23 protein-coding genes are annotated in these 25362 nt (G+C 72.0%); 20 read left to right on the plus strand and 3 right to left on the minus strand.

The genetic code is table 11. The annotated features are described in order from the left end of the window. Positions 1 to 105 precede the first annotated feature (105 nt). The 3 genes from ACIQMR_RS00295 (at position 106) to hemW (ending at position 5506) form a co-directional block, all read left to right on the plus strand. Positions 106 to 1995 (plus strand): AMP-dependent synthetase/ligase, encoded by a 1890-nt coding sequence (locus ACIQMR_RS00295; protein WP_401381091.1) that lies wholly within the window; start codon positions 106 to 108, stop codon positions 1993 to 1995. A gap of 344 nt (positions 1996 to 2339) precedes the next feature. Beyond that, a complete protein-coding gene (locus ACIQMR_RS00300; RefSeq protein WP_401382596.1) occupies positions 2340 to 4232 on the plus strand; it encodes a SpoIIE family protein phosphatase in 1893 nt (630 codons plus the stop codon). Between the two features lie 41 nt (positions 4233 to 4273). After that, complete coding sequence (hemW, locus tag ACIQMR_RS00305) at positions 4274 to 5506, plus strand: radical SAM family heme chaperone HemW (RefSeq protein ID WP_401381093.1); 1233 nt, start codon at positions 4274 to 4276, stop codon at positions 5504 to 5506. 458 nt (positions 5507 to 5964) lie between these two features. Here the strand turns inward: hemW and ACIQMR_RS00310 are convergent, their stop codons facing one another. Both ACIQMR_RS00310 and ACIQMR_RS00315 read right to left on the minus strand, forming a co-directional pair. Continuing rightward, on the minus strand, positions 5965 to 6774 hold the full coding sequence (locus ACIQMR_RS00310; protein WP_401381095.1) for a DUF3097 domain-containing protein: 810 nt from the start codon (positions 6772 to 6774) through the stop codon (positions 5965 to 5967). Positions 6775 to 6784: 10 nt separating this feature from the next. Next, positions 6785 to 7507, minus strand: a complete 723-nt coding sequence (locus ACIQMR_RS00315) for an MBL fold metallo-hydrolase (protein WP_401381098.1) — start codon at positions 7505 to 7507, stop codon at positions 6785 to 6787. Between the two features lie 200 nt (positions 7508 to 7707). Between ACIQMR_RS00315 and hrcA the strand changes: the two genes are divergently transcribed. From hrcA to ACIQMR_RS00350, 7 genes are all read left to right on the plus strand, one after another. Continuing rightward, positions 7708 to 8724 carry a heat-inducible transcriptional repressor HrcA gene (gene hrcA / locus ACIQMR_RS00320; RefSeq protein WP_266374283.1) on the plus strand — a complete coding sequence of 339 codons (1017 nt, stop codon included), beginning with the start codon at positions 7708 to 7710 and terminating at the stop codon, positions 8722 to 8724. Beyond that, on the plus strand, positions 8725 to 9864 hold the full coding sequence (gene dnaJ, locus ACIQMR_RS00325; RefSeq protein ID WP_358667433.1) for a molecular chaperone DnaJ: 1140 nt from the start codon (positions 8725 to 8727) through the stop codon (positions 9862 to 9864). A gap of 137 nt (positions 9865 to 10001) precedes the next feature. Beyond that, positions 10002 to 11075, plus strand: coding sequence for a nitronate monooxygenase (locus ACIQMR_RS00330; RefSeq protein ID WP_401381101.1), 1074 nt, complete (start codon positions 10002 to 10004; stop codon positions 11073 to 11075). Continuing rightward, a complete protein-coding gene (locus tag ACIQMR_RS00335; protein WP_401381103.1) occupies positions 11072 to 11812 on the plus strand; it encodes a 16S rRNA (uracil(1498)-N(3))-methyltransferase in 741 nt (246 codons plus the stop codon). The genes ACIQMR_RS00330 and ACIQMR_RS00335 overlap by 4 nt, the downstream gene beginning before the upstream one ends. 75 nt (positions 11813 to 11887) lie before the next feature. After that, entirely contained in the window at positions 11888 to 12247 is a 360-nt protein-coding gene (locus ACIQMR_RS00340) for a histidine triad nucleotide-binding protein (protein ID WP_401381104.1), read from the plus strand. Between the two features lie 47 nt (positions 12248 to 12294). Further along, the gene (locus tag ACIQMR_RS00345; protein ID WP_401381107.1) at positions 12295 to 13203 is read left to right on the plus strand and encodes a ribonuclease Z; all 909 of its coding nucleotides are present in this window, start codon (positions 12295 to 12297) and stop codon (positions 13201 to 13203) included. 53 nt (positions 13204 to 13256) lie between these two features. After that, complete coding sequence (locus ACIQMR_RS00350; protein ID WP_401381110.1) at positions 13257 to 14258, plus strand: adenosine deaminase; 1002 nt, start codon at positions 13257 to 13259, stop codon at positions 14256 to 14258. Positions 14259 to 14334: 76 nt separating this feature from the next. Here the strand turns inward: ACIQMR_RS00350 and ACIQMR_RS00355 are convergent, their stop codons facing one another. Then, complete coding sequence (locus ACIQMR_RS00355) at positions 14335 to 15645, minus strand: MFS transporter (RefSeq protein WP_401381111.1); 1311 nt, start codon at positions 15643 to 15645, stop codon at positions 14335 to 14337. Positions 15646 to 16006: 361 nt separating this feature from the next. Between ACIQMR_RS00355 and ACIQMR_RS00360 the strand changes: the two genes are divergently transcribed. The 10 genes from ACIQMR_RS00360 to era all read left to right on the plus strand — a co-directional run bounded on the left by ACIQMR_RS00360 (position 16007) and on the right by era (position 25324). Then, entirely contained in the window at positions 16007 to 17074 is a 1068-nt protein-coding gene (locus ACIQMR_RS00360; protein ID WP_401382599.1) for a PfkB family carbohydrate kinase, read from the plus strand. A 138-nt stretch (positions 17075 to 17212) separates the two neighbouring features. After that, the gene (locus ACIQMR_RS00365; protein WP_401381113.1) at positions 17213 to 18271 is read left to right on the plus strand and encodes a PhoH family protein; all 1059 of its coding nucleotides are present in this window, start codon (positions 17213 to 17215) and stop codon (positions 18269 to 18271) included. Between the two features lie 13 nt (positions 18272 to 18284). Next, positions 18285 to 18782, plus strand: coding sequence for an rRNA maturation RNase YbeY (gene ybeY / locus ACIQMR_RS00370; protein WP_358667420.1), 498 nt, complete (start codon positions 18285 to 18287; stop codon positions 18780 to 18782). Beyond that, a complete protein-coding gene (locus ACIQMR_RS00375; RefSeq protein ID WP_401381115.1) occupies positions 18779 to 20047 on the plus strand; it encodes a hemolysin family protein in 1269 nt (422 codons plus the stop codon). Before ybeY ends, ACIQMR_RS00375 begins: the two co-directional genes overlap by 4 nt. Continuing rightward, on the plus strand, positions 20044 to 20397 hold the full coding sequence (locus tag ACIQMR_RS00380; RefSeq protein ID WP_401381118.1) for an MmcQ/YjbR family DNA-binding protein: 354 nt from the start codon (positions 20044 to 20046) through the stop codon (positions 20395 to 20397). The genes ACIQMR_RS00375 and ACIQMR_RS00380 overlap by 4 nt, the downstream gene beginning before the upstream one ends. Before the next feature lie 72 nt (positions 20398 to 20469). Continuing rightward, complete coding sequence (locus ACIQMR_RS00385) at positions 20470 to 20838, plus strand: cytidine deaminase (protein WP_401381120.1); 369 nt, start codon at positions 20470 to 20472, stop codon at positions 20836 to 20838. A gap of 392 nt (positions 20839 to 21230) precedes the next feature. Then, positions 21231 to 21716, plus strand: coding sequence for a hypothetical protein (locus ACIQMR_RS00390; RefSeq protein ID WP_401381122.1), 486 nt, complete (start codon positions 21231 to 21233; stop codon positions 21714 to 21716). A 246-nt stretch (positions 21717 to 21962) separates the two neighbouring features. Further along, entirely contained in the window at positions 21963 to 23339 is a 1377-nt protein-coding gene (locus ACIQMR_RS00395) for a beta-xylosidase (RefSeq protein WP_401381125.1), read from the plus strand. Positions 23340 to 23398: 59 nt separating this feature from the next. Then, entirely contained in the window at positions 23399 to 24346 is a 948-nt protein-coding gene (locus ACIQMR_RS00400) for a WxL protein peptidoglycan domain-containing protein (RefSeq protein WP_401381128.1), read from the plus strand. A gap of 21 nt (positions 24347 to 24367) precedes the next feature. Beyond that, positions 24368 to 25324, plus strand: a complete 957-nt coding sequence (era, locus tag ACIQMR_RS00405; RefSeq protein ID WP_358667414.1) for a GTPase Era — start codon at positions 24368 to 24370, stop codon at positions 25322 to 25324. Positions 25325 to 25362: the final 38 nt, after the last annotated feature.

Below are 25362 nucleotides of genomic sequence, written 5' to 3' on the forward strand. Positions count from 1 at the left end.
TACCCTGATCAGGCTCGCTGGTTACTCGTGAGTTAAACAACTGTGACCAGTGAGGCAATCAGCCAGTCATGCAGCAATGCCGCAGCAGCAGGCCCGGAGGATGGCGTGAGCGACACACAGACCCAGATCGAGAACCGGCCGCCCTCCGTGGCGACGCTCTTCGTCCAGCGCGTGGCGGCCACTCCCGATGCGGAGGCGTACCGCTACCCGGTTCCCGCGGCCTCCGGAGAGGGTCCTGACGACTGGAAGTCGCTCAGCTGGGAGGAGGCCGCCGAGCGCGTCTACGCGATCGCGGCCGGGCTGATCGAGCTGGGCGTGCGGTCCGAGGAGCGGGTCGCGCTCGCCTCCTCCACCCGGGTCGAGTGGATCCTCGCCGACCTCGGCATCCTTTGCGCGGGCGCGGCGACGACGACCGTCTACCCGCAGACGAACGCCGAGGAGTCCGCCTTCATCCTCGCCGACTCGGAGAGCCGGGTGCTGGTCGCGGAGGACGCCTCCCAGCTCGCCAAGGCCCGCGAGAGGCGCGCCGAGCTGCCGAACCTCAAGCACGTCGTCGTGATCGACCCGGCCGGCGCCGAGCCGGCCGAGGGCGACCCCGACGGCTGGGTGGTCTCGCTCGCCGATCTGGAGGCGCGCGGCGCCGAGTACCTCGCCAAGCACCCGAGCGCGGTCAAGGAGCGGGTCGAGGCGATCACCTCCGAGCAGCTCGCCACCCTCATCTACACCTCGGGCACCACGGGCCGTCCCAAGGGCGTCCGGCTGCCGCACGACAACTGGTCGTACATGGCCAAGGCCACCGCCGCGACGGGTCTGATCACCAAGGACGACGTCCAGTACCTGTGGCTGCCGCTCGCGCACGTCTTCGGCAAGGTGCTGACGTCCGGCCAGATCGAGGTCGGGCACGTCACCGCCGTCGACGGCCGCGTCGACAAGATCATCGAGAACCTGCCGGTGGTCCAGCCGACGTACATGGCGGCGGTGCCGCGCATCTTCGAGAAGGTCTACAACGGCGTGGCGGCGAAGGCGCGGGCCGGCGGCGGTGCGAAGTACAAGATCTTCCAGTGGGCCGCCGGCGTCGCCCGCGCGTACGCCAAGGAGTCGCAGGACAACTTCCGCCGCACCGGTACGGCTTCGGCCTCCTTCGGCCTCACCGCCCAGCACAAGGTCGCCGACGTGCTCGTCTACTCCAAGCTCCGCGAGGCCTTCGGCGGCCGGCTGCGCGCCGCCGTGTCCGGCTCGGCGGCCCTCTCGCCCGAGATCGGCTTCTTCTTCGCCGGCGCCGGCATCCACATCCTGGAGGGGTACGGCCTCACCGAGTCCAGCGCCGCCTCCTTCTGCAACCCGGGCGAGGCGTACCGGACCGGCACCGTCGGCAAGCCGCTGCCCGGCTGCGAGGTGCGCATCGCGGACGACGGCGAGATCCTGCTGCGCGGCCCGGGCATCATGCAGGGCTACCACGGGCTGCCGGAGAAGACGGCCGAGGTCCTGGAGGGCGACGGCTGGTTCCACACCGGAGACATCGGCGAGCTGTCGGCAGACGGCTATCTGAAGATCACCGACCGCAAGAAGGACCTGATCAAGACCTCCGGCGGCAAGTACATCGCGCCGGCCGAGGTCGAGGGCCAGTTCAAGGCGGTGTGCCCGTTCGTCTCCAACATCCTGGTCCACGGCGCCGACCGGAACTTCTGCACCGCCCTCATCGCCCTGGACGAGCCGGCCATCCTCGGCTGGGCCAAGGACAACGGCCTCGACGGCAAGTCGTACGCCGAGGTCGTCGCCGCCCCGCAGACGGAGCAGCTCATCGAGGGCTACGTGCAGCGCCTCAACGAGGGCCTGCAGCGCTGGCAGACCATCAAGAAGTTCCGCCTGCTGCCGCGCGACCTCGACATCGAGCACGGTGAGCTGACGCCGAGCCTCAAGCTGAAGCGGCCGGTCGTCGAGCGCGAGTACAAGGACCTCATCGAGGCGATGTACGACGGGGCGCGCGAGGCGTAACCCGGCACGCACCGTCACGACCTGTCGGGTCCCTCACGTCTCGTCACGACCCGTCACGGCTTTCCACGGCCCTTCACCACCCGGCACTCCCGGCGGCCCGTGGCCCGGCTCCGTCCCGGCCGCGGGCCGCTGCCGTGTGCCGTGTGCCGACGGGCGGAGCGGCGAGGCCCGTTTCGCTCGAACAGCCCCTACTCGGCCATCACTTCGATGACTCCGTGCTTATGGGTGCGCTCCGTCTGTCACTCTGTCCGTGTGTCATCGGTTGTCCCGGATGACATAAAAACCGGACAGAAACGAACAGGCCGAACAAACCGGACAGGAGCCGTCGCGTGGGGTCCGTTCCGATGCAGCAGGAGACCACTCACCGCTCGGTGCACCTGCTCTCACAGCGTGGTGACGCACGCTCCACCGCCCGGACCAGCCTCCCCGGGAACCCGCTCGCCGCGTCGGCCGCACGCCGCTTCGTCCGGGCGGCGCTCGCCGACTGGACCCGGCTCGGGATGGTCACCACGCGCGGTACGGACCGGCTCGCCGACGACGCCGTCCTCGTCGTCAGCGAACTCGTCACCAACGCCGTCGTGCACGCGGGCACCAACGTCGAACTGCTCGCCCGGCTCGACGGCGCCACCGAGGACGACCCCGCGGCCCTCGTCATCGAAGTCTCCGACCACCATCCGACCCGGACGCTGCGCAGCGACGGCTCCGATCCGGGGGCCGTCCCCGGCGAGCCCGAGTACGGGCGCGGGCTGCAGCTCGTGGCCACGCTCGCCGCCTCCTGGGGGATCACCTACCGGCCCGGACTCAAGACGGTCTGGTCGCGCCTCCCGCTCGACGGCTGCGCCGCCGTGGGCGCGGTTCCCGGCGGCGAGGCCGCCCGGCAGCGGGGACTGCGGGCCGCCGAGATCCTCGCCCCGGCGCCCCGCAGGGCCGTGCGCGACGACCGGGAGTGGACCGGCCGCGGCGCCCTGTCCTTCCTCGCCGAGGCGTCCGATCTGCTGGCCGGGCAGCTCGACGAGGACATGGTCGCCGCGCTCGCCGGGCAGTTGCTGGTGCCGAGGCTCGCCGACTGGTGCGCGGTCTGGCTGGACGGCGAGGCGGGCCCCGCGCCACGACTGGCTCGGGTCTGGCACGCCGACGAGTCCGCCATCGAGGCCCTGCACGACGTCCTGCTCAAGGACCCGCCGCGGTTACCGGACGAGGTGCGTGGCGGAGCCGTACCGGTCCACGTCGCATGGCCGCAGGAGGGCGGGGACGGGAGCGCCGTCGCGTTCCGGCTGACCGTCGGCGCGCGGTCCCTCGGCACGCTGCTGCTCGGTCGCGAGTCGCCGCCCGGTGTCCCCGACGAGGCGACCGCCCTGCTGGAGGACTTCGCCCGCCGCGTCGGCCTCGCGGTCGGCGCCGCACGCCAGTACACCCGGCAGGCCACGATCAGCCGTGTACTGCAGCGCGGGCTGCTGCCCGCCCAGGTCGCGCAGATCCCGGGCGTCGACAGCTCACTCGTGTACGAGCCGAGCGACGAGGGCCTCGCGGGCGGCGACTTCTACGACATCTTCCCCGCGGGCAGCGGCGGCCGCTGGTGCTTCATGCTCGGCGACGTCCAGGGCAGCGGGCCGGAGGCCGCCGTCGTCACCGGCCTCGCCAGGCCCTGGCTGCGGCTGCTCGCCCGCGAGGGCTACCAGGTCGGCGAGGTCCTCGACCGGCTCAACGGGCTGCTCCTCGACGACGCGATGGAGGCGGCGGAGGCCGCGGCGCTCATGGTGGCCGGCACGGGCATCGCCACGGGAGCCGGCACCGGCTCCGGGGCGTCCCACGACGGACCGCAGTCGCGCTTCCTCTCGCTGCTGTACGGGGAGCTGACGCCGCTGCCCGGCGGCGGGGTCCGCTGCACCCTGGCGTGCGCCGGCCATCCGCTGCCCCTGGTGCTGCGCCCCGACGGCACCGTGCGGCCGGCCGCCGCCTCCCAGCTGCTTCTCGGGGTCGTCGAGGACGTCGCGTACGAGAGCCAGACCTTCGAGCTGAAGCCCGGCGACACACTGCTCTGCGTCACCGACGGGGTCACGGAGCGGCGCTCCGGACAGCGGATGTTCGACGACGCGGACGGCCTCGCGCGGGCGCTCGCCGACTGCACCGGGCTGACCGCGCAGGGTGTCGCCGACTGCATAAGGCAGGCGGTGCACACCTTCGCCGAGGCCCCGCCCGACGACGACCTGGCGCTGCTGGTGCTCCAGGCCAGGTGATCACCGTCCGGTGAACCGCGCGCGTACCGGACAATGGGCTCATGCCTTCCGCACTGCCTGATGGTGAGCCCATGCCCGTCGACGGGGCGCTGCCCGCGCACGCCCTCGCGGGCGCGGGTGACCGGCCCCTCGGGTTCTACCTGCACGTTCCGTACTGCGCCACGCGCTGCGGCTACTGCGACTTCAACACGTACACGGCGACCGAGCTGCGCGGCAGCGGCGGCGTGCTCGCCTCCCGCGACAACTACGCGGACACGCTGATCGAGGAGATCCGGCTCGCCCGGAAGGTCCTCGGCGACGATCCGCGCCCGGTCAGGACCCTCTTCGTCGGGGGAGGCACGCCGACGCTGCTCGCGGCCGGCGATCTCGTACGGATGCTGGCGGCGGTCCGCGACGAGTTCGGCATCGCGGACGACGCCGAGATCACGACGGAGGCGAACCCGGAGTCCGTCGACCCCGCGTACCTGGCGGAACTGCGGGCCGGGGGCTTCAACCGGGTGTCCTTCGGCATGCAGAGCGCACGGCAGCACGTGCTGAAGGTGCTCGACCGCACGCACACGCCGGGCCGGCCCGAGGCGTGCGTCGCCGAGGCACGGGCGGCGGGCTTCGAGCACGTCAACCTGGATCTCATCTACGGCACGCCGGGGGAGAGCGACGACGACTGGCGGGCCTCGCTGGACGCGGCGATCGGGGCCGCGCCGGACCACGTGAGCGCGTACGCGCTGATCGTGGAGGAGGGCACCCAGCTGGCCCGGCGGATCCGGCGCGGTGAGGTGCCGATGACGGACGACGACGTGCACGCCGACCGCTATCTGATCGCGGACGAGGTGCTGTCCGGGGCGGGCTTCGACTGGTACGAGGTCTCGAACTGGGCCACCTCGGAGGCCGGGCGCTGTCTCCACAACGAGCTGTACTGGCGCGGAGCCGACTGGTGGGGCGCCGGGCCCGGCGCCCACAGCCATGTGGGCGGCGTGCGGTGGTGGAACGTGAAGCACCCCGGCGCGTACGCGGCGGCGCTCGCGGAGGGACGCTCGCCCGGGGCCGGCCGGGAGGTCCTGCCGGACGAGGACCGGCGGGTCGAGCGGGTGCTGCTGGAGCTGCGGCTGCGGGAGGGCTGCCCGCTGTCCCTGCTGCGTCCGGCGGGCCTGGAGGCGTCCGGGCGCGCGCTGGAGGACGGTCTGCTGGAGCGGGAGGCCTACGAGCAGGGGCGGGCTGTGCTGACCCTGCGTGGGCGGCTTCTGGCCGATGCGGTCGTCCGGGACTTGGTGGACTGAGCCTCCACCGCGGCCCGGAGCGGCCCGGGGCCCGGCCCGCACGCGCGGCGTTCCGTGCGCCGACAGGTCGGCGCGGGTCGTCACGGAGCCGGGGCGGCCCTGGCCCTGCGGGCCCCGGCCCGGGCGGCTCGTGCGGGCGTCCTGGCCTTGCGGGCCCCGGCCTGGGCGTGCGGCGGGGCGTCGTGGTCTCCGGGCTCCGGCCCGGGGGAGCGGTGGCTTGCGCAGGAGTCCTGGCCTTGCGGGCCCCGGCCTGGGCGTGCGGCGGGGCGTCGTGGTCTCCGGGCTCCGGCCCGGGGGAGCGGCGGCTCGTGCGGGCGTCCTGGCCTTGCGGGCCCCGGCCTGGGCGTGCGGCGGGGCGTCGTGGTCTCCGGGCCCCGGCCCGGGCGTGCGGTGGCTTGCGCAGGAGTCCTGGCCTCGCGGCCCCGGCCCCTGCGCGCGGCGGCCCCTGCGTCGACAGGTCAGTGCGGGGCCGTCACGAAGTCGATCAGTTCCTCCACGCGGCCCAGCAGGGCCGGCTCCAGGTCCTTGTAGCTCGTCACGCGGGACAGGATGTGCTGCCAGGCGGCGCCGGTGTTCGAGGGCCAGCGCAGGGCGCGGCAGACGCCCGTCTTCCAGTCCTGGCCGTGCGGTACCGACGGCCACACCGGGATGCCCAGGGAGGAGGGCTTCACCGCCTCCCACACGTCGATGTACGGGTGGCCGACCACCAGGACGTGCGGGTCCGTCACCGACGCCGCGATACGGGACTCCTTGGACCCCGGCACCAGATGGTCCACCAGGACCCCCAGGCGGGCGTCGGCGGAAGGGCCGAAGTCGTCGACGATCGAGGGCAGGTCGTCGATGCCCTCCAGGTACTCCACGACGACGCCCTCGATACGCAGGTCGTCGCCCCACACCTTCTCCACCAGTTCGGCGTCGTGGCGTCCCTCCACGTAGATGCGGCCCGCCCGCGCCACCCTCGCACGGGCGCCGGGCACGGCGAGCGAGCCGGAGGCCGTACGGGTGGACCGGGCGGCGGGAGCGCCGGAGGGCGGCCGGACCAGGGTGACGACCTTGCCCTCCAGCAGGAAGCCCCGTGGTTCGAGCGGGAACACCCGGTGCTTGCCGAAGCGGTCCTCCAGCGTCACCGTCCCCGCCTCGCAGCGGATCACCGCACCGCAGAACCCCGTCGACACCTCCTCGACCACCAGGTCGGGCTCGGCGGGAACCTCCGGCACGGGAGCGGAGCGCTTCCACGGGGGCGTCAGGTCGGGGCTGTAATTGCGCACCGGGCAGACGCTACGACACCCCGAACCGCCGGGCCAGCTCATCGCGTTGGGCGCGGACGAAGCCGGCGTCCACCACCGCCCCGTGCCCCGGTACGTACACCGCGTCCTCCCCGCCCAGCGCGAGCAGCCGGTCCAGCGCCGCGGGCCAGCGGGACGCAATGGCGTCCGGACCCGCCTGCGGCTCGCCCGACTCCTCGACCAGGTCGCCGCAGAACACGACCTCGGGACTGCCCGGCACCAGCACGGCCAGGTCGTGGCCGGTGTGGCCGGGGCCGGCGTTCGCGAGCAGGACCTGGCGGCCGCCGAGGTCGAGGGTCATCTCGCCGGAGACGACGTGCTGCGGGGTGACGAGGACGTCGGTGGCCTGCGCGGCGTCCGCCGGCGCCATCCCGTGCCCGATCGCGTCGTCGCGCAGCGCGTCCCGTTCCCGCCGGAGCACGTCGTCGACGCCGACCGCCCCGTACACCTCGACCGCGGAGAACGCGGCCGTGCCGAGGACATGGTCGAAGTGCGGGTGGCTGAGCGCGATATGCGTCACACGGCGGCCGCCGAGGAGGGCCTCGGCCTGGGTGCGTACTTCGGCTCCCTCACGGAGCGTCGAGCCCGTGTCGATCATCAGCGCCGCGCTCCCGCCGACGACGAGGCCGACGGTCGCATCCCAGACGGGCAGGCGGCGCCGGCCGACGCCGTCGGCGAGGCGTTCCCATCCCGGCTCTTCCCAAGCGACGTCCATACAGTGACGCTATCCCGGGGCGACCAGCGGCGTCATGGCATGTCGTGGCGGGTGCCACGGAACGGTTGGGTGTTCGGTCGCCCTTGCTAGGGGTGTACCTCCCCGCCGTACACTGGGCCGGGGAAAGCTGGCACTCAAACAGGGTGAGTGCCAGGCAGGACCGCCGGACCGACGAGGAACACAGCTGGAGGTGTGCGGCCATGCTCAGCGAACGCAGACTCGAGGTGCTGCGCGCCATCGTCCAGGACTACGTCGGGACGGAGGAGCCGGTGGGCTCCAAGGCCCTCACCGAGCGCCACCGGCTGGGTGTCTCGCCGGCGACCGTGCGCAACGACATGGCGGTGCTGGAGGAGGAGGGGTTCATCGCCCAGCCCCACACCAGTGCCGGCCGGATCCCCACCGACAAGGGCTATCGCCTCTTCGTGGACAGGCTGGCGGGCGTCAAGCCGCTGTCGACACCCGAGCGGCGCGCGATCCAGAACTTCCTGGACGGAGCCGTCGACCTCGACGACGTCGTGGCGCGCACCGTGCGGCTGCTGGCTCAGCTGACCCGGCAGGTCGCGGTCGTCCAGTACCCGTCCCTGACCCGTTCGACCGTGCGGCACGTCGAGCTGCTGGCGCTGGCCCCGGCCCGTCTGATGCTGGTGCTGATCACGGACACGGGGCGGGTGGAGCAGCGGCACGTGGACTGCCCGGCGCCGTTCTCCGACACCTCGCTCGCGGATCTGCGGGCCCGGCTCAACAGCCGGGTCGTGGGGCGGCGCTTCACCGATGTGCCGCAGCTGGTGCAGGATCTTCCGGACTCCTTCGAGCCGGAGGACCGCGGCACCGTCACGACGGTCCTCGCGACCCTCCTCGAAACGCTCGTGGAGGAGACCGAGGAGCGGCTGATGATCGGCGGCACAGCCAATCTGACGCGCTTCGGCCATGACTTCCCGCTGACCATCCGGCCCGTGCTGGAGGCGTTGGAGGAGCAGGTCGTGCTGCTGAAGCTGCTCGGCGAGGCCAAGGATTCGGGCATGACCGTACGGATCGGGCACGAGAACGCCCATGAGGGGCTCAACTCCACGTCCGTCGTCGCGGTCGGCTACGGTTCGGGCGACGAGGCAGTCGCCAAACTCGGCGTGGTCGGACCGACCCGCATGGACTACCCCGGAACGATGGGAGCGGTACGCGCAGTGGCACGTTACGTCGGACAGATCCTGGCGGAGTCGTAAGTGGCCACGGACTACTACGCCGTACTCGGCGTGCGCCGCGACGCATCTCAGGACGAGATCAAGAAGGCTTTCCGGCGGCTTGCGCGGGAGCTTCACCCGGACGTGAATCCGGACCCGAAGACGCAGGAGCGCTTCAAGGAGATCAACGCCGCGTACGAGGTGTTGTCGGACCCGCAGAAGAAGCAGGTCTACGACCTCGGTGGTGACCCGCTGTCCGCGGCCGGCGGCGCCGGTGGCGCGGGCGGCTTCGGCGCGGGCGGCTTCGGCAACTTCTCCGACATCATGGACGCGTTCTTCGGGACCGCGTCCCAGCGTGGGCCGAGGTCGCGGACGCGGCGCGGCCAGGACGCGATGATCCGGCTGGAGATCGAGCTCAGCGAGTCGGCCTTCGGCACGACGAAGGACATCCAGGTCGACACGGCCGTCGTGTGCACGACCTGCTCCGGCGAGGGTGCCGCGCCGGGTACGTCGGCGCAGACGTGTGACATGTGCCGTGGCCGCGGTGAGGTCTCCCAGGTCACCCGGTCCTTCCTGGGCCAGGTCATGACCTCGCGGCCGTGCCCCCAGTGCCAGGGTTTCGGCACCGTCGTCCCGACCCCGTGCCCGGAGTGCGCGGGCGACGGCCGGGTCCGCTCGCGCCGCACCCTGACGGTGAAGATCCCCGCAGGTGTCGACAACGGCACCCGTATCCAGCTCGCCGGTGAGGGCGAGGTCGGCCCGGGCGGCGGTCCCGCCGGTGATCTGTACGTCGAGATCCACGAGCTGCCGCACCCGGTGTTCCAGCGCCGCGGCGACGATCTGCACTGCACGGTGACGATCCCGATGACGGCGGGCGCGCTCGGCACGAAGGTGCCGCTGGAGACGCTCGACGGCATGGAGGAGGTCGACATCCGCCCGGGCACCCAGTCCGGCCAGTCCATCCCGCTCCACGGTCGCGGCATCACCCATCTGCGCGGTGGCGGACGCGGCGATCTGATCGTCCACGTCGAGGTGCAGACCCCGTCGAAGCTGGACCCGGAGCAGGAACGGCTGCTGCGGGAACTGGCGAAGCTGCGGGGCGAGGAGCGACCGCTGGGTCAGTTCCAGCCGGGACAGCAGGGGCTGTTCTCCCGTCTGAAGGACGCGTTCAACGGTAGGTGAGCGGGCCCCGCTCACCAGGCGCCGCGGGGGTACGGGACATCGTCCCGTACCCCCGCGGCATGCCGGAGCCCTGTCCCCGCCGTGGTCGTGGTGGGCGGGATTCGGCCGCGGGGGCCGGACGTGGCACCATGCGGGACATGTCCTCCGCGCTCACCGATCTCTGCCGCTGTCCGATCGTGCAGGCCCCCATGGCCGGTGGTGCTTCCTGCCCCGATCTCGCGGCGGCCGTCTCCGAGGCCGGCGGGCTCGGGTTCCTGGCCGCCGGGTACAAGACCGCGGACGGCATGTACCAGGAGATCAAACAGCTGCGCGGTCTCACCGGCCGTCCCTTCGGCGTGAACCTGTTCATGCCGCAGCCCCAGTACGCGGACGCCGCGGCCGTCGATGTGTACCAGCAGCAGCTCGCCGGTGAGGTGAGCTGGTACGACACACCGCTCGGCGACCCCGACTCCGGCCGCGACGACGGCTACGAGGCCAAACTGGCGATCCTGCGGGACGACCCCGTCCCCCTGGTGTCGTTCACGTTCGGCTGCCCCGCCCCGGCCGCCGTCGCGTCGCTCAAGCGCGCCGGGACGCTCACCGTCGTCACCGTCACCACCCCCGAAGAGGCCCAGTCCGCCCAGCACGCGGGCGCCGACGCCATCTGCGTCCAGGGCATCGAGGCAGGCGGCCACCAGGGCACGCACCGCGACGACCCCGCCACCGACGGCGGCGGCATCGGGCTCCTCGCGCTGATCGCGCAGATCCGGGAGACCGTGCAGCTCCCGATCGTCGCGGCCGGCGGCATCATGCGGGGCAGCCAGATCGCCGCCGTCCTCGCCGCCGGGGCCGACGCGGCCCAGCTCGGCACCGCCTTCCTCGTCTGCCCCGAGTCGGGCGCGAACGCGCTGCACAAGCAGGCCATGACCAACCCGCTGTTCACGAGGACGGAGCTCACCCGCGCGTTCTCCGGCCGCCCGGCTCGTGGCCTCGTCAACCGGTTCATGCGCGAGCACGGACCGTACGCGCCGGCCGCGTATCCCGAGGTCCACCACCTCACCTCCGGTCTGCGCAAGGCCGCGGCGAAGGCCGGGGACCCGCAGGGCATGGCCCTGTGGGCCGGTCAGGGCCACCGGATGGCCCGTGAGCTGCCCGCGGGGCAGCTCGTCGAGGTGCTCGCCGCCGAACTGACCGCCGCGAGCGCCGCCCTGTCGCTGCGGGCCGCCTCATGACCGCCCCGGTCTTCGTCGTCGAGGACTTCGCCGCGGGCAGCGGCGGACGCTACGTACTGGACGGCCCCGAGGGGCGGCACGCGGTCTCCGTGAAGCGGCTGCAGCCCGGTGAGGGCGTCGTCCTCACCGACGGAGCGGGACGCTGGGCGGACTGCGTGGTGCTGGACACCGAGGGCAAGGACCGGCTCGTCGTGCAGATGGACTCGGTGCACGAGGAACCGGAGGAGACGCCCCGGATCACCGTCGTCCAGGCACTCCCCAAGGGCGACCGCGGCGAACTCGCCGTCGAGACCATGACCGAGACCGGTGTCGACGCGATCGTGCCGTGGGCCGCCGCGCGCTGCATCACCCAGTGGAAGGGCGACCGCGGCGCCAAGTCGCTCGCGAAGTGGCGTGCCACGGCCCGTGAGGCGGGCAAGCAGTCGCGCCGTGTCCGTTTCCCGGAGGTCGCGGACGCCGCCTCGACCAAGCAGGTCGCGCAGCTGCTCGCCGCGGCCGGCTTCGCGGCCGTGCTGCACGAGGAGGGCGCGGAGCCGCTCGCCACCGCCCAACTGCCGCCGTCCGGGGACATCGTGCTGGTCGTCGGGCCCGAAGGGGGCGTGTCCCCCGAGGAGTTGGCGGTCTTCGCCGAGGCCGGTGCGAAGCCCTACCGGCTGGGCAGGAGCGTCCTGCGCACCTCCACCGCGGGTACGGCCGCCTCCGCGCTGCTGCTGGGCCGCACCGGCCGCTGGTCCTGAGCCGGTCCCCCGCCGGCCGCCGCACCGATAGCATGCAGGTCCACTGATCGTCGGAGTCGTGAAGGGGCCCGGACCATGGCGGGAGAACCGCAGGCCGACTGCTTGTTCTGCAAGATCGTGGCGGGGGAGGTCCCGGCCACCGTCGTCCGTGAGTCGGAGACGACCGTCGCCTTCCGCGACATCAACCCGCAAGCACCGACGCATGTGCTCGTCATCCCGAAGGTGCACTACCCGGACGCCGGTACGCTCGCCGCCGCCGAGCCGGGCGTCGCGGCCGACATACTGCGCGAGGCGGCCGAGGTCGCGGCCGGGGACAAGGTGGACGAGAGCGGCTTCCGCATCGTCTTCAACACCGGCACCGGCGCGGGCCAGACCGTCTTCCACGCGCACGCCCATGTGCTCGGTGGCCGCGGCTTCAACTGGCCGCCCGGATAGACCGACAGGCCCACAGGTCTCCCGGCAGAACAGGCACGGAGCACATCTTGTCCGTACGTGAACTGGTCGTGCTCGGCACGGCCAGCCAGGTCCCCACCCGGCACCGCAACCACAACGGCTATCTGCTGCGCTGGGACGGCGAAGGCATCCTCTTCGACCCGGGGGAGGGCACCCAGCGGCAGATGCTGCGGGCCGGCGTCGCCGCGCACGACATCGACCGGATCTGCGTCACGCACTTCCACGGCGACCACTCCCTCGGCCTCGCCGGAGTGATCCAGCGCATCAACCTCGACCAGGTGCCGCACCCGGTCACCGCGCACTACCCGGCGAGCGGACAGCGCTTCTTCGAGCGGCTCCGGTACGCCACCGCCTACCGGGAGACCGTGCGGCTCGCCGAAGCTCCCGTCACCGCCGGCGGCATCCTGGCCGAGACGCCCTCGTACACCCTCGAAGCGCGCCGTCTCGACCACCCCGTCGAGTCCTTCGGCTACCGGCTGACCGAACCCGACGGCCGGCGCATGCTGCCCGAGCGCCTCGCCGCGCACGGCATCAAGGGCCCCGACGTGGGGCGCATCCAGCGCGAGGGAGCGCTCGGCGGCGTCACGCTGGAGGACGTCAGTGAGGTGCGGCGCGGGCAGCGGTTCGCGTTCGTCATGGACACCCGGCTCTGCGACGGGGCGTACGAGCTGGCCGAGGGCTGCGACATGCTCGTCATCGAGTCGACCTTCCTCGACGAGGACCTCGGGCTGGCCACGGACCACGGCCATCTCACGGCCGGACAGGCGGCTCGCGTGGCGCGCGATGCGGGCGTACGGCACCTCGTCCTGACACACTTCTCGCAGCGCTACAGCGAGCCCGAGGAGTTCGAGCGTCAGGCCCGGGCCGCGGGCTTCGAGGGTGAGCTGTCCGTGGCCCAGGACCTCGTCCGGGTCCCCGTCCCCAAACGCGAAGTCTGAACCGGCCGGTGCCCGATCCAGCCGGTGCGGACGCCGACTGCGAGCGAGCACCGATGTCACTCATCCCCAAGGCCGAACTGCATCTGCACATCGAGGGCACCCTCGAACCCGAACTCGCCTTCGCCCTCGCCGAACGGAACGGCGTCGACCTGCCGTACGCCGGTACGGAAGACCTCCGCAAGGCGTACCTCTTCAGCGATCTGCAGTCCTTCCTCGACCTGTACTACGGGCTGATGGCGGTCCTGCACACCGCGAACGACTTCACCGACCTCGCCGAGGCGTACCTCGCGCGCGCGGCGGCCCAGGGTGTGCGGCACGCCGAGATCTTCTTCGACCCGCAGGCGCACACCGCTCGGGGCGTCCCGATCGGCACCGTCGTCGAGGGGCTCGCGCACGCGCTGGACCGAGGCGAGGAGCGGCACGGCATCTCCACGCAGCTGATCATGTGCTTCCTGCGTGACCGGTCCGCGGAGTCCGCGATGGAGACGCTCGACGCCGCGAAGCCGTATCTGCACCACATCGCCGGTGTCGGCCTCGACTCCGCGGAGGTGGGGAACCCGCCGGCGAAGTTCCGCGAGGTGTACGCGGCCGCCGAGTCCCTCGGGCTGCGGAAGGTCGCCCACGCGGGCGAGGAGGGCCCTCCCGCGTACATCCGGGAGGCGCTGGACGTCCTCGGGGTCGAACGCATCGACCACGGGCTGCGCTCCATGGAGGACCCCGAGCTGGTCGAGCGTCTGGCCCGTGAGCAGGTGCCCCTCACCCTCTGTCCGCTGTCGAACGTGCGCCTGCGCGCCGTCGACACCCTGGAGGACCACCCGCTGCGGGCGATGATGGACGCCGGGCTGCTGGTCACCGTCAACTCGGACGACCCGTCGTACTTCGGCGGCTACGTCGGCGACACCTTCCACGCGGTGCGCGAGGCGCTGGCACTCGGCCAGGAACAGCTGCGCGAGCTGGCCCGCAACTCGTTCCGCGCGGCGTTCCTCGAGCACGACGAACCACGCCGTGAGCGGTATCTCGCGGCGGTCGAGTCGTACGACTTCGACAGGGACTGACAGCGCGCCGACGGGACCTGACCGGGACCGATGGGACGGGCGGGACGGCCGGACCGGACCGCCGCCCGCCCGGCCCTCAGGAAGCGAGCACCTTCGCGGTACGGGACGGCGCCGCGTCCGGCACGGGCAGGGGCACGGGCACCGGGCGCAGGCGACGTCCCGACGTGTGCACGGCCACCGCGGTCATCGGCACGGCCACCAGGAGCAGTCCCACGCACAGGACGAGACCCATGCCGGGGTAGCCGGTGTACTCGGACAGCAGGCTGCCCGCGAGCGGTCCGCACGCCACGCCCAGGGACGACGCCGAGCCCGCGAGGACCGCCCACCGCCCGTGCCGGTCGAGGGATGCGGCGAGGCCGAGCAGGTACGACAGGACCACCGGATAGAAGACGTTCCACAGGATCTCGCCCGTGGCGAAGCTCATCAGGTCCCGCGCCGACGAACTGACGACGATGCAGCCGGCGATGAGCACGGTCCCCACGCCGATCGGCATCGCCCGCCCGAGCCGCGCCCCCAGCGCCCCGGCCGCGATCACGCCCGTGAGCCCGGCGCCCAGCGCCACGGCGAACACCGCCCCGACGGTGACCTCGCTCAGTCCGGCCTGGGTGACGCCGATCCGGCCGCTGACGCCCCACAGCGCGTTCTGCGCCATCGACCAGCAGAGCATCGTGACCGCGAGCACGGCACCGGATCGCCGCCGGGGCAGCGGGGCGACCGGAAGGCGAGCCTCGGGTGCGCCCGTCAGGCCCGCCCGCGTCCCGGCACCGTCCAGCCGCCGCGTCGCGGGCCACATCACGAGCGCGGCCGCCGCCAGCGCCGCGAACGGCAGCGCGTGACCGCCCCCGAGGCGCGGGATCGTCAGGTACAGCGCGCCGGCGCTCGCCGACACCGCGAGCAGGCCGAGTGCCGACACCCGGTGCGGATCACGCTGGGCGGCGATCCCCGCCGCGGCGACCGCCGCCGCCGTGCCCGAACCGAAGCCGCCCACCACGGTGCCCACGACGACCACGGGCACCGCCGAGGTCGCCGCGGCGGCCCCGTACCCCGCCGCGGCGGCCCCGTACCCCGCCGCGGCGAGCAGCAGCCCCAGCCGGGCGAGCCGGCGGGGAGCGTGGCGCTCACCGCGCGGCGCCCGTGCTGCGTGGGCGACCCGGGCGGTGGCACCGACCCGGAACGGCAGCCGGACCGGCATGCTGAGGAAGGCCTGGCCGAATCCCGCCGTCGCCGAGCTCAGCAGGAGCGCCGAACCGACGAGACCGGCCTGGGCGGGCGTGAGCCCGAGTCCGGTGGAGAGACGGCCGACGACGGTCGGCAGGAGGTAGGCGGCAAGGTGGCCGACGGTGAAGACGGCGACGAGCGGCCACGCGGCGCGCAGGCGCGAGGACATGGGCGTTCCCGGGAAACAAAGGGCTGAAAACGGGGAGGAGCGCCCGGTGTTGCACGGGAACGCGCGCCAATTTGTATCAAGCGTGCCCGGCAACGGAGAAGGCGAGAACGTGTGATGCGGGACACATTTGGTTTGTGCGGGAGTCCGGCGGGTAGCAGCGGGCCTTTCCTGTGGTCCGTCACCCGTGAGCAAGAGGGCGGATCAGGCACACTGGCTTGATTCGCACCGCTCTTGCACCGCACTGCACGGCATTCCGGGAGCCACCGTGATCACGACCGACGGAGAGCAGCACAGGCCACATCACACGCCACACCACGCGCCGCAGCACACACACCAGCAGGCGCAGCAACACACCGCGGACATCGACCCGTTGGGCGGCCTGCGCACCGGAGGGGACCCGCAGTGCGACGTGTTCCTCACCGGCACGGTCTTCCTCGACATCGTCTTCACCGGACTGGACAGCGCGCCGGTGCGGGGCACCGAGTCCTGGGCGCGCGGGATGGGCCAGAGTCCCGGCGGCGTCGCCAACATGGCCACCGCACTCGCCCGGCTCGGTCTGCGCACCTCGCTCGCCGCCGCCTTCGGCGACGACTTCTACGGCGACTACTGCTGGGACGCCCTGGAGCAGGGCGAGGGCATCGACCTGACCCGGTCGCGGACCGTGCCGGGCTGGCACTCCCCGGTGACGGTCTCGATGGCGTACGAGGGCGAGCGGACGATGATCTCGCACGGCCACGAGGCGCCGCCCGCCGACCGGCTCCCGGCGGGAACGCCACGCGCCCGGGCCGCCGTCGCCTCCCTGGCGCCCGACCGCAGCGAGACCTGGATCGCGGAGGCCGCGGGCCGCGGCGCCCGGATCTTCGCCGACGTCGGCTGGGACGAAACCGGCCGCTGGGACCTTGCGGCGCTGCACGACCTGGGGCTGTGCGAGGCGTTCCTGCCCAACGCGCAGGAGGCGATGCGCTACACCCGCACGGACTGCCCCCGCGCGGCCGCCAGGGCGCTGGCGGACCGGGTGCCGGTCGTCGTCGTCACGCTCGGCGCGGAGGGCGCGTACGCCGTGGACGGCGCCACCGGCGAGACCGCGGAGGTCCCGGCGATCGAGGTGGAGGCGCTGGATCCGACGGGGGCGGGAGACGTCTTCATGGCCGGTTTCGTCATGGGCACCCTCGCCGGCTGGCCCCTCGCGGACCGGCTCGCCTTCGCCGGGCTGACCGCCGCGCTCTCCGTGCAGGAATTCGGCGGCTCCCTGTCCGCGCCCGGCTGGTCCGAGGTGGCGACCTGGTGGCAGTACGTGCGGACCTGCGCGGACCAGGACCCGGAGGCACTGGCCCGCTACGGCTTCCTGGCCCGCCTCCTGCCCGCCCCGGACCGCCCCTGGCCGCTGCGCCGCGCCCTCCCCACCATCGGCTTCCGCCGCCCCGCCTGACCCCCGGGGGCCCCGGGGCGAGTGCGTGAGGAAAAGCGCTTCAGGACTGTCAGTGCGGGGTCGTACGCTGGTATCCAGAGGTTGTCGAGCAGCGAGAACCCTGCAACGGGAGGTATGTGCAGGCCACAGAGCCGGCCCATGACTCAGACACCCAACGCCCAGACCCGCCCCCTACGCCCCGCGGGCGTGGAGGCCACCCCAGCGCCGGGGCAGGCACGAGCCCAGTTCACCGTCCCCGCCAAGCACCCGATGGTGACCGTTCTCGGTTCGGGCGACGCCCTGCTGCGCGTGATCGAGAAGGCCTTCCCGGCGGCCGACATCCATGTCCGGGGCAATGAGGTCAGCGCGGTCGGCGACGAGCGGGAAGTCGCCCTCATCCAGCGCCTGTTCGACGAGATGATGCTGGTGCTCCGCACCGGACAGCCGATGACGGAGGACGCAGTGGAACGCTCGATCGCCATGCTCAGGGCGAGCGAGAACGGGACCGGGCCGGACGAGACCCCGGCCGAAGTTCTCACGCAGAACATCCTCTCCAGCCGCGGCCGCACCATCCGCCCCAAGACCCTCAACCAGAAGCGCTACGTCGACGCGATCGACAAGCACACCGTCGTCTTCGGCATCGGCCCCGCCGGCACGGGCAAGACGTACCTCGCGATGGCCAAGGCCGTCCAGGCGCTCCAGTCCAAGCAGGTCAACCGGATCATCCTGACCCGGCCCGCCGTCGAGGCCGGCGAGCGCCTCGGCTTCCTGCCCGGTACGCTCTACGAGAAGATCGACCCGTATCTGCGGCCGCTCTACGACGCACTGCACGACATGATCGACCCGGACTCGATCCCCCGCCTCATGGCGGCGGGCACGATCGAGGTCGCGCCGCTGGCGTACATGCGAGGCCGCACGCTCAACGACGCGTTCATCATCCTCGACGAGGCGCAGAACACGAATCCGGAACAGATGAAGATGTTCCTGACCCGTCTCGGCTTCGAGTCGAAGATCGTCATCACCGGTGACGTCACCCAGGTCGACCTGCCCGGCGGCACCAAGAGCGGTCTTCGCCAGGTCCGGGACATCCTGGACGGGGTCCCGGATGTGCACTTCTCCCTGCTGACGTCACAGGATGTCGTCCGGCACAGGCTCGTCGGCCGTATCGTCGACGCGTACGAGGAGTACGACAGCCGTAACGGCACCAACGGGAAGTGAACCGGTCAGCACCATGTCGATCGACGTCAACAACGAGTCCGGCACCGAGATCGACGAGCAGGCGATCCTCGACATCGCCCGCTATGCGCTCGCCAGGATGCGTATCCACCCGCTGTCCGAGCTCTCGGTGATCGTTGTGGACACCGACGCCATGGAGCAGCTCCACATCCAGTGGATGGACCTGCCGGGCCCCACGGATGTCATGTCCTTTCCCATGGACGAGCTGCGCCCGCCGGTCAAGGACGACGAGGAGCCCCCGCAGGGGCTCCTCGGCGACATCGTCCTGTGCCCCGAGGTGGCCCAGAAGCAGGGCGAGGAAGCACCCACCCAGCACTCCATGGACGAGGAGCTCCAGCTCCTCACCGTCCATGGAGTGCTGCACCTGCTCGGTTACGACCACGAGGAGACCGACGAGCGCGCCGAGATGTTCGGTCTGCAGGCCGCGATCGTCGACGGCTGGCGGGCGGAGAAGGGCCTGACGGGTCCGTCCCCGGCGCCGACCGTCTCATGAGCGCCCCACTCGTCATCGGCGCGGTCGCGCTCGTCATCGTCGCCTGGCTGGCGGCGTGCGCCGAGGCCGGTATCGCCAGGGTCTCCAGCTTCCGCGCCGCCGAGGCCGTGCGCTCCGGACGGCGCGGCGCGGACCGGCTCGTGCAGGTCGCCTCCGACCCCACCCGCTATCTCAACGTGGCCCTGCTGGTGCGGGTCTCCTGCGAGATGGCGGCCGGCGTGCTCGTCACCTACGCCTGTCTGAAGGAGTTCCCCGAGACCTGGGAGGCGCTGGCCGTCGCCATCGGCGTGATGGTCCTCGTGTCCTTCGTCGCCGTCGGTGTCTCCCCGCGCACCATCGGCCGCCAGCACCCGCTGAACACGGCGACCGCAGCCGCGTACGTCCTGCTGCCGCTCGCCCGGATCATGGGCCCGGTCCCGCAGCTGCTGATCCTCGTCGGCAACGCGCTGACCCCGGGCAAGGGCTTCGCGAAGGGCCCGTTCGCGAGCGAGGCCGAGCTGCGCGCCATGGTCGACCTCGCCGAGCAGGAGTCGCTGATCGAGGCCGACGAGCGCAAGATGGTGCACTCCGTCTTCGAACTCGGCGACACCCTCGTGCGGGAAGTCATGGTGCCGCGGACGGACCTCGTCTGCATCGAGCGCTACAAGACCATCCGCCAGGCCCTCACCCTCGCCCTGCGCTCCGGCTTCTCCCGCATCCCCGTCACCGGGGAGAACGAGGACGACATCGTCGGCATGGTGTATCTCAAGGACCTCGTCCGCAAGACGCACATCAAGCGGGACGCCGAGGCCGAGCTGGTCTCCACGGCCATGCGCCCGGCCACCTTCGTCCCCGACACCAAGAACGCGGGCGACCTCCTGCGCGAGATGCAGCAGGAACGCAACCATGTCGCGGTCGTCATCGACGAGTACGGTGGCACGGCGGGCATCGTCACCATCGAGGACATCCTGGAGGAGATCGTCGGCGAGATCACCGACGAGTACGACCGCGAACTGCCTCCCGTCGAGGAGCTCGGCGACTCCCGCTACCGCGTCACCGCCCGTCTCGACATCGGCGACCTCGGGGAGCTGTTCGGTCTCGACGCCTTCGACGACGAGGACGTCGAGACCGTCGGCGGACTGCTCGCCAAGTTCCTCGGCCGCGTCCCGATCGCCGGCGCGAGCGCGTTGGTCGACCTGCCCGACGGCCGCTCCCTCCGGCTGACCGCCGAGTCACCGGCCGGCAGGCGGAACAAGATCGTCACGGTGCTGGTGGAGCCCGCGTGAGGCCCGACCGGCTCAAGGCTCTGTGTCTCGCACAGAACGCGGCGGTGGAGGAGTTCCCGTTCGGGCCCGAGTACTCGGTCTTCAAGGTCGAGGGGAAGCTGTTCGCCATCACCGACCTGGAGGCTACTCCGCTGACGGTCTCGCTCAAGTGCGATCCGGACGAGGCGGTACGGCTGCGCGCCGAGCACCCGGCGATCGTCCCCGGCTACCACCTCAACAAGCGCCACTGGAACACGGTGTCGGTGGGCGAGCTCCCGGCCCGGATGGTCCGCGAGCTCATCGAGGACTCGTACGACCTGGTCGTGGCGGGCCTGACGAAGGCGCAGCGGCTGCGTCTCGACCGCCCCTGACCTGCGGCCGGTGACCCGCGCCGACCGGCCCTGACCGGCGGCGGGGCCGGTGCCCTGGCCTATGCTCGGGCCATGACGCAGAGCACCGACCCCCAGAGCGCCGGACTCGGCCCCGAGGACCGCAAGATCGTCACCCTGGCCCGTTCCGCCAGGGCCCGCAACGGTGTGCCCGAGGGCGCCGCCGTGCGCGACGAGACGGGTCGTACGTACGTCGCGGGCACCGTGGACCTCAGCTCGCTGAAGCTCAGCGCCCTGCAGACCGCGGTCGCGATGGCGGTGGCGAGCGGCGCGAAGTCCCTGGAGGCCGCGGCGGTCGTCACCGAGGCCGAGGCCGTGCCGGAGGCGGACCGCGCGGCGGTGCGCGACCTGGGCGGCCCGGACACCCCGGTCGTGCTGGCGGGCCCGGACGGCACGGTGCGGCTCTCGGTCCAGGCCGGCTGACGGGCCGCCGCCGGTGCCGTCGGGACGCGTCCGCCTACCCACCGGTCAGTAGCAAACGTCTCTCAAGTCCCTGAAGAAACCAGGGGACTTTCCCTTGCAATCGCCGCTCGGCTGCGTATCAATGAACAGCAGTTATCCGACGGACCGTCAGATACGCCGGGCGGCCGGGTGCGGGGCGCGAGCCGCAGTCCCGTACCGTCTCGGCCGTCCTCCCCTCCGTGCGGCGCGCACCCCCGCCCACGGACGGTCCGCGCACACCTTCCACGCAGCCCCTGCAGAGCCGTGCCCGCATGCCCGTAGACCGGTCGGCGGGTCCGGTGGGACCCCACTGCGCGGATCGGTGCGCCCTCGTGCGGCATACGACAACTCCCTGACAAGGGAAGGGGAACCGAATGAGACGCAGCAGGTTCGGTATCGGTACGGCGCTGGCCGTGGGGGCTCTGGCCGTGAGCGGCCTGGCGTTCGCCCCGGCGGCGATGGCGGTGCAGCCGGCGGACGCCACGGCGGACTACGACTGCGGTGGCTTCGGCGGTGGCGACGCCAACCTCCACGCCGTGCAGTCGGGCGGCAGCATCACCATCACGGTGGCCACGTCCGTCGTGACACCGCTGCCCATCGGGGCGGGCGACGCGACCACCACACTCGTCCTGTCCCTCAACGGCTCGGGAACCGCCACGTTCTCGGGCAGCTCCAACCCGGCGATCCCGGCGTTCAGCCCGTTCAACAGCGGGCCCCTGACGAGCACCGCGAGCTTCGCTCCCGGTGACTCCCTGGACTCGTACTTCGGCGGTCCCGGCCTCACGCTGGAGATCTTCGGTACGACGGTTCCCTGCGAGGCGGTCACATCGCAGTCGCCCGGCCCGTTCGTCGCCGACTGATCCGGAACCGAAACGCAACGGCCGCTGCCGCCGCACCAATCGGCGGCAGCGGCCCCGCGCCGGTTTTCTGTCATCCGGTGAGTGTCATCGTCCCGCAGGCGCGGCGAAGTTAACAGTATCTGATGGGCCATCAGTTGGGACATTTCGATTCCATTGACTTCTTCCGCCCACCGGCCGTCAATGGCCGCCCGAAGGCGCGGACGTACGGAAGAGCTGCCGCGCCCACACCTTCAGGAGGGGGTAACCATGGCAACAGCAGGTCCGTCGAGCCGAAGATCTGCCGACCGAGGATCCGCCGGGCGAAGACGCCGCTGGGCCGCAGCACTGGGGGTGACCGCGCTCGCGGTCGCCGGCGCGGGAGTGACGGCACCGTCGGCCGGCGCCCTGGCGACGGCGTCCGCGACGGCATCGGTGTCGGTGGACTTCCCCACGCACTGCGTGCCGCCGCCCATCGCCGGCATCCCGCCGATCGACGGCACCACCACCGCCCAGATCACCGTCGACAACGCCGCCCCGAAGGTCGGCGACACCGTCACGGTGACCTACAAGGTCACCAAGCCGGCGGCAGGCAACCCCGTCAACATCGCGCTGCCCGCCGACATCATGACCCCGACCGGCAAAGTGACCCTGACCGGCGCCCAGTCCGGCTCCGTCACGGTCACCGGGCCCAAGAAGAACCCGCCCGTGCCGGGCCTGGGCGAGTTCCCGCCGTTCGAGATGACCGGCACCTTCACGGTCACCGCGCCCGGCGAGATCAAGCTGTCGCCCGGCGACTACAACATCCACACCAGCTACGTCCTCGAGCTGGACACCCCCTGCACGGTGACGAATCCGCCGGCGCCCGTCTCCGAGACGGTCGTCGCGACGGACGACGGCGGCCCGGTGAACGAGCGCACCATCACGCTCGGCACGGCCTCCGGGAAGCCCGGTGACCGGGTGACCGTCACCGGCGCCGGGTTCACGCCGAACACCGATGTCACCGTCGCCGGCTGGAACGGCTCCGCGCCGACCGCCGACAAGCTCACCTCCAAGTCGACGGCCACGGGCGGCTTCACCTTCCGGCCGAAGATCAACGATCCGGCGACCGTCGGCATCGTGGCGTTCGAGGGCTCGGGCTGGGATCCGGCGAAGGGCGCGGGCCCGGCCGCGTACACCCTCGTCGGGGACGTTCCCCCGCTCAGCCAGCAGCTCAACACCCTCGTGGCGAGCGGCACCCTGTCCATGACCCAGGCCGGCGACAGCGTTCAGCTGACATCCGTCGACTTCGGCCAGGGCGGCTCCTCGACCGGGGACCTGAACGCGGTCACGGTCAAGGACTTCCGCGGCGGCCCCGCGGGCTGGTCCCTGACCGGCAGGGTCACCGACTTCAGCGGGCCCGGCGGAAAGATCGACGCCGGCAAGCTGAGCTGGACCCCCTCCTGCAGCACCAAGGCGGGCAGTCCCAGTACCTGCGCGGCGGGCTCCGCGGGCGTCGTCGGCAGCGCCGGAGCGACCCTGGCGGCCACGCCCAACGGGGCGATGACCGGCGGTGAGTTCACCGTCGGCGCGAAGGTGGCACTGGACGTCCCGGCGTTCACGGCCCCCGGCGCCTACACCGGTGTGCTGACCCTCACCCTCACCTGACAGCCACGGCGGGTCGGCCCGCACCGGCCGACCCGCCCCTACCCCGGGGGTTCCGCACCGTGCGAAGACCGTCCGCACCGCTCCTGGCCGTGATCGCGCTCCTGCTCCTGTACGCCGCACCGGGCACCTCCCACGCCGCCGACAACGGCGAGTGGTCCGTCGAGCCCGCCGCCTCCGCGCTCGGCGGCCGCCCGTACTTCTATCTCTCCGCCGACCCCGGCACCAGGCTCACCGACAAGGTCACCGTCACCAACAAGACCGCCACCCCGCTCACCTTCCGGCTCTACGCCGCCGACGCGTACAACACGGCACGGGACGGCGGCTTCGCCGTACGCACCCAGGACGAGCGGCAGCGCGGCGTCGGCGCCTGGGCGAAGCCGGAACGCGACCGGGTCACCGTCCCCGCGCGCTCCTCCGTCACCGTCCCCTACACCCTCACCGTCCCCGAGAACGCCGAGCCCGGTGACCACCCGGGCGCCCTGGTCGCCCTCGACGAGCGCGTCGCGGCCGGATCCGGATCCGTCGCGGTCGGCGTCCGGCGGGCGGTCGGCGCGCGCGTCTACCTCCGGGTGAACGGCCCGACCATGGCCGCGCTGTCGGTCGAGGACGTGACCTACGCCCCGGACACACCGCTCGTGCCCGGCACCGGCGACAGCAGCGCGCTCGTCTCGTACACGCTGCACAACCGCGGCAACGTCACCCTCAACCCGAAGGTCGCCCTCCGTGCCGAAGGCCTGTTCGGCCGCACGCTCCTGGCCCGCGAGCTGAAGCGGATCCCCGGCGAACTGCTGCCGCGCCAGAAGATCCGGCTCACCGAGAGATGGGCGGGCGCACCGCAGCTCGACTGGGGCGAAGTGACCCTGACGGCGAGCGCACGCGACGTCCGCGAGTCCGGTGCGGTGTCCTTCTTCGCCCTGCCCTGGCTGGTCGCGGTCGTCCTGCTCACGGGGGGTGCCGGCGCGTTCGTGTGGCTGCGGCTGCGGGCCCGGACGGCACGCGGTACGTGAGAGCCCCGCGGATCGGGGAGAATGTCCCGCATGAGCGTTCACACCCCTGGATCCGAGGCCCCGCACCGCGCCGGCTTCGCCTGCTTCGTCGGCCGTCCCAACGCGGGCAAGTCCACCCTCACGAACGCTCTGGTCGGGCAGAAGGTGGCGATCACCTCGAAGAAGCCGCAGACCACGCGCCACACCGTCCGGGGCATCGTGCACCGCCCCGATCTCAACGCCCAGCTCGTCCTCGTGGACACGCCCGGTCTGCACAAGCCGCGCACCCTGCTCGGTGAGCGGCTCAACGACGTCGTACGGACCACCTGGGCCGAGGTCGACGTGATCGGCTTCTGCCTGCCGGCCGACGAGAAGGTCGGCCCGGGGGATCGTTTCATCGCCAAGGAGCTGGCGGGGATCAAGAAGACCCCGAAGGTCGCGATCGTGACGAAGACCGACCTGGTGGACTCCAAGACCCTCGCCGAGCAGCTGATCGCCGTCGACCAGCTCGGCAAGGAGGTCGGCATCGAATGGGCGGAGATCGTCCCGGTCTCGGCCGTCGGCGACAAGCAGGTCGCGCTCCTCGGTGACCTCCTCGTCCCGCTGATGCCCGAGAGCCCGCCGCTCTACCCGGAGGGCGATCTCACCGACGAGCCCGAGCAGGTCATGGTCGCCGAGCTGATCCGCGAGGCCGCGCTCGAAGGCGTACGGGACGAACTGCCGCACTCCATCGCGGTCGTCGTCGAGGAGATGCTGCCGCGCGAGGACCGCCCGGCGGACAAGCCGCTCCTCGACATCCACGCCAACGTCTACATCGAGCGCCCCAGCCAGAAGGGCATCATCATCGGCCCGAAGGGCAGCCGCCTCAAGGAGGTCGGCACCAAGTCCCGCAAGCACATCGAGGCGCTGCTGGGTACGCCCGTCTTCCTCGATCTGCACGTGAAGGTCGCGAAGGACTGGCAGCGGGACCCGAAGCAGCTGCGCAAGCTCGGTTTCTGACCGTCTCCGCGTCGCTCACGGTGCCGCCGGGTCCGCCC

It is taken from the genome of Streptomyces sp. NPDC091376, assembly GCF_044757085.1.
In the GTDB taxonomy this organism is placed as follows: Bacteria; Actinomycetota; Actinomycetes; order Streptomycetales; family Streptomycetaceae; genus Streptomyces; species Streptomyces pratisoli.

Bases quoted from the DNA above. Each gene is read 5' to 3' on its own strand.
- ACIQMR_RS00300 (WP_401382596.1), top strand. From the start codon at position 2,340: ATGCAGCAGGAGACCACTCACCGCTCGGTGCACCTGCTCTCACAGCGT.
- hemW (WP_401381093.1), top strand. From the start codon at position 4,274: ATGCCTTCCGCACTGCCTGATGGTGAGCCCATGCCCGTCGACGGGGCG.
- ACIQMR_RS00315 (WP_401381098.1), bottom strand. From the start codon at position 7,507: ATGGACGTCGCTTGGGAAGAGCCGGGATGGGAACGCCTCGCCGACGGC.
- hrcA (WP_266374283.1), top strand. From the start codon at position 7,708: ATGCTCAGCGAACGCAGACTCGAGGTGCTGCGCGCCATCGTCCAGGAC.
- ACIQMR_RS00330 (WP_401381101.1), top strand. From the start codon at position 10,002: ATGTCCTCCGCGCTCACCGATCTCTGCCGCTGTCCGATCGTGCAGGCC.
- ACIQMR_RS00335 (WP_401381103.1), top strand. From the start codon at position 11,072: ATGACCGCCCCGGTCTTCGTCGTCGAGGACTTCGCCGCGGGCAGCGGC.
- ACIQMR_RS00340 (WP_401381104.1), top strand. From the start codon at position 11,888: ATGGCGGGAGAACCGCAGGCCGACTGCTTGTTCTGCAAGATCGTGGCG.
- ACIQMR_RS00350 (WP_401381110.1), top strand. From the start codon at position 13,257: ATGTCACTCATCCCCAAGGCCGAACTGCATCTGCACATCGAGGGCACC.
- ACIQMR_RS00355 (WP_401381111.1), bottom strand. From the start codon at position 15,645: ATGTCCTCGCGCCTGCGCGCCGCGTGGCCGCTCGTCGCCGTCTTCACC.
- ACIQMR_RS00365 (WP_401381113.1), top strand. From the start codon at position 17,213: ATGACTCAGACACCCAACGCCCAGACCCGCCCCCTACGCCCCGCGGGC.
- ybeY (WP_358667420.1), top strand. From the start codon at position 18,285: ATGTCGATCGACGTCAACAACGAGTCCGGCACCGAGATCGACGAGCAG.
- ACIQMR_RS00375 (WP_401381115.1), top strand. From the start codon at position 18,779: ATGAGCGCCCCACTCGTCATCGGCGCGGTCGCGCTCGTCATCGTCGCC.
- ACIQMR_RS00385 (WP_401381120.1), top strand. From the start codon at position 20,470: ATGACGCAGAGCACCGACCCCCAGAGCGCCGGACTCGGCCCCGAGGAC.
- ACIQMR_RS00390 (WP_401381122.1), top strand. From the start codon at position 21,231: ATGAGACGCAGCAGGTTCGGTATCGGTACGGCGCTGGCCGTGGGGGCT.
- ACIQMR_RS00395 (WP_401381125.1), top strand. From the start codon at position 21,963: ATGGCAACAGCAGGTCCGTCGAGCCGAAGATCTGCCGACCGAGGATCC.
- era (WP_358667414.1), top strand. From the start codon at position 24,368: ATGTCCCGCATGAGCGTTCACACCCCTGGATCCGAGGCCCCGCACCGC.